This is a genomic window from Aliiglaciecola sp. 2_MG-2023 (genome assembly GCF_030548145.1).
GTDB lineage: Bacteria > Pseudomonadota > Gammaproteobacteria > Enterobacterales > Alteromonadaceae > Aliiglaciecola > Aliiglaciecola lipolytica_A.
In genome coordinates, this window is the sequence record NZ_JAUORY010000054.1 from 1 (window position 1) to 2,352 (window position 2,352).

Sequence of the window (2,352 nt, forward strand, 5' to 3'; positions counted from 1 at the left end):
GGACAAAGTACAGTTGGCTTTTGCTCCTTTGTCGCTTATTTTAGCCAACTATATTTTGCCCGTTAACAGGGCGTTAGGTAACTAAATGAGATTTACGTATCTAATAACATTCGTTATTTTATTAATTGTTGCTGGTCAATCACGGGCAACAGAAGGCAGTAATGTTTTCGGTAGCGTCGGATGTTCTCTCTATAACATAAACAAGAATGAACCTAATTGGCAATATGGTTATAAAAATTGGTGGGCTGGCTATCTAACCGGAACTGGTGTTGTTTTCAATGCTGGTAAGTCACCAGATAAAATGCCTGAAGGTCAAAATTTTATTTTAGACATTAGCTCATATTGTAATTTAAACCCCAATAGTAATTTAAAAGGTGCTATTGATACCTATATAGCAAAGCAAGTTAAAGCGGGGTATGCAAAGTTACCTAACAAGTCGTTAAAGCAGGACAAATAACAGTTGGCTTTTGCTCCTGCGTCGCTTATTTTAGCCAACTTATTATTTGCCTCTTAACGAGGCGTTAGGTGCTTTAGTGAAAACTGAAAAGGAACTACTTGCTGAATTTACTGAACTTGTCTTTGGGCAAGGTGATTCAGCAATGAAGTTGACTAAAGATCATATAATGACCTTTCCAATTTCAGATGTACGACAAGTAGCACAAGACGCCTTAGAAGTTTGCTCTCATATGAAAATTACTCAACGAGAAAATTTAGAGTCAGAACTACTGAAACTTGGTTTACCATCGCTAGTAATTTTAAAAAACGAATCATATAAAACTTTTCTCAAAATCACTTCCAGAGGTAGAATTACCAAAGAGGATGATTGGAGGATGGTGCGCTCCTTATTGGATACGGATACACTTAATGAAAATCAAAAAATTTATGCTGCGGAGTTATTAGATAGTTTTGAATATACACGCACCTAACAAAAACATTATGTTCATTCGCTGCGCTCATTGGGACGCAAACTCGCTGGCTCAGCTCATTCTTCGCAAGTATAGCCAACAAGCTTGCGCCCCATATGTTAAGTGTTATGTTTCTTAAATGATCGAAAAAAAACTGAAAATGCTCTCCGAATCAGGTGTCGACTTATCGGGGCTACAACTTTTAGAATTTGAATTTAAAGTACCTTCTAAAATTTGTTTAGATAAATTGTTTAAACATCTTAACGTTCAAGATGGCAGTGCGATTTTAAGAAAAGGAAGATTCAAAGGAGGAGGTTATTATCTCAAACTTAGAATGGAAATTTTTTGTAATCCCAAACACATTGGTGAGTGGATCAGTTCTTTTATTAATATTGGAAGTGAGTTCAATGCAGTTTTGGAAAATTGGCGGGTTGTTGTCAAAACATAACAAAACAATCAACATCATTTGCTTCGCTCATTGGGAAAAATCCTCGCTGGCACTTCGTGCCAAAGCACTCGGCTTTTCCCGTTATTGTAAGCGTTAGCCATACATAAGGATCTGCATGAGTGTTGTAGCGAAGGTTAAAAAATCAGTTTGGAATCTTGGCGCTATTCTATTTTTCATATGGTTTGGATTTAAGGCCATAGGGTACGGAATGGATATTCTAGGAATTGAAGGCCCATCATTATGCTCATATACCGAAGTATCAGAGTTTGCTTCGCCAAATGGTAAAAAAATTGCGAAGCTTGGTTATTCAGATTGCGGAGCAACAACTAACTGGCAAACTGGAGTAAACATCGTAGATGTGGAATCAGGCAAAGAATATAACGGATTTTTTGGGTTGGACGGCAAGCCTGAAAATTTAAAAGTGGTCTGGACGTCAGAAATAGAATTAACTTTTAGTGACTTTCCATTAGATAAGTTACTTTGGTTCAATCAAGATTACATGTCGGGTGTAAAAGTAAAAGTCGAGCCCAGCATGGCTAACAAGCAAATTCATCCGACGCCAAAAAGCGGCGCGGCTGATTAGGGCGTTAGGCGTAAAAGATGATCAGACCTATCAAACTAAAAGCATTTCTATTGGTTATCATAGCTTCTGTAGTGTTTACGATAAGTTTTCACTTTTTGAATTTAACCTATTGGGCTGATTCGATGGCAAAATTTGGTGGTTATGCGTTTTCTACGATCATTTTCCCACTATTTGTATGTGTTTCTTTTAGTGTTCTAGTGTTTAAAATGGTATCAGAAATCGGTGGTAGTCTAAGGCATAGGGTTTTAGTGGTTTCAGTTCCATTTCTGGTGACATTTTTACTACTATTTTCTTTTTATGCAATGGTCCAATGGGGCGGAGCGCACTGATGGTATTTACGCCTAACACATATGAGCCTCTTGTTGGTCAATAGGTATTAGTCATCTTTTGACCACTTTTTCAAGGTCAATCCAAAC

Annotated in this window: 5 protein-coding genes; all 5 read left to right on the forward strand. The window is 37.4% G+C overall.

Features of this window, described 5'->3' with window-relative positions:
• The first annotated feature begins 85 nt into the window (after positions 1-85).
• The 5 genes from Q4567_RS22115 (at position 86) to Q4567_RS22135 (ending at position 2,265) form a co-directional block, all read left to right on the forward strand.
• Positions 86-457: a hypothetical protein gene (locus tag Q4567_RS22115; RefSeq protein ID WP_303502468.1), complete on the forward strand. Its 372-nt coding sequence runs from the start codon at positions 86-88 to the stop codon at positions 455-457.
• A 76-nt stretch (positions 458-533) separates the two neighbouring features.
• Positions 534-926: a hypothetical protein gene (locus Q4567_RS22120; RefSeq protein ID WP_303502469.1), complete on the forward strand. Its 393-nt coding sequence runs from the start codon at positions 534-536 to the stop codon at positions 924-926.
• A 118-nt stretch (positions 927-1,044) separates the two neighbouring features.
• Positions 1,045-1,353, forward strand: coding sequence for a ribonuclease E inhibitor RraB (locus tag Q4567_RS22125; protein ID WP_303502470.1), 309 nt, complete (start codon positions 1,045-1,047; stop codon positions 1,351-1,353).
• Between the two features lie 115 nt (positions 1,354-1,468).
• Complete coding sequence (locus Q4567_RS22130; RefSeq protein WP_303502471.1) at positions 1,469-1,936, forward strand: hypothetical protein; 468 nt, start codon at positions 1,469-1,471, stop codon at positions 1,934-1,936.
• A 17-nt stretch (positions 1,937-1,953) separates the two neighbouring features.
• Entirely contained in the window at positions 1,954-2,265 is a 312-nt protein-coding gene (locus Q4567_RS22135; RefSeq protein ID WP_303502472.1) for a hypothetical protein, read from the forward strand.
• Positions 2,266-2,352 lie beyond the last annotated feature (87 nt).

What these genes read in the sequence shown, in the direction of transcription:
- Q4567_RS22115 (WP_303502468.1), top strand. Translation starts at nt 86, where the DNA reads ATGAGATTTACGTATCTAATAACATTCGTTATTTTATTAATTGTTGCT.
- Q4567_RS22125 (WP_303502470.1), top strand. Translation starts at nt 1,045, where the DNA reads ATGATCGAAAAAAAACTGAAAATGCTCTCCGAATCAGGTGTCGACTTA.
- Q4567_RS22130 (WP_303502471.1), top strand. Translation starts at nt 1,469, where the DNA reads ATGAGTGTTGTAGCGAAGGTTAAAAAATCAGTTTGGAATCTTGGCGCT.
- Q4567_RS22135 (WP_303502472.1), top strand. Translation starts at nt 1,954, where the DNA reads ATGATCAGACCTATCAAACTAAAAGCATTTCTATTGGTTATCATAGCT.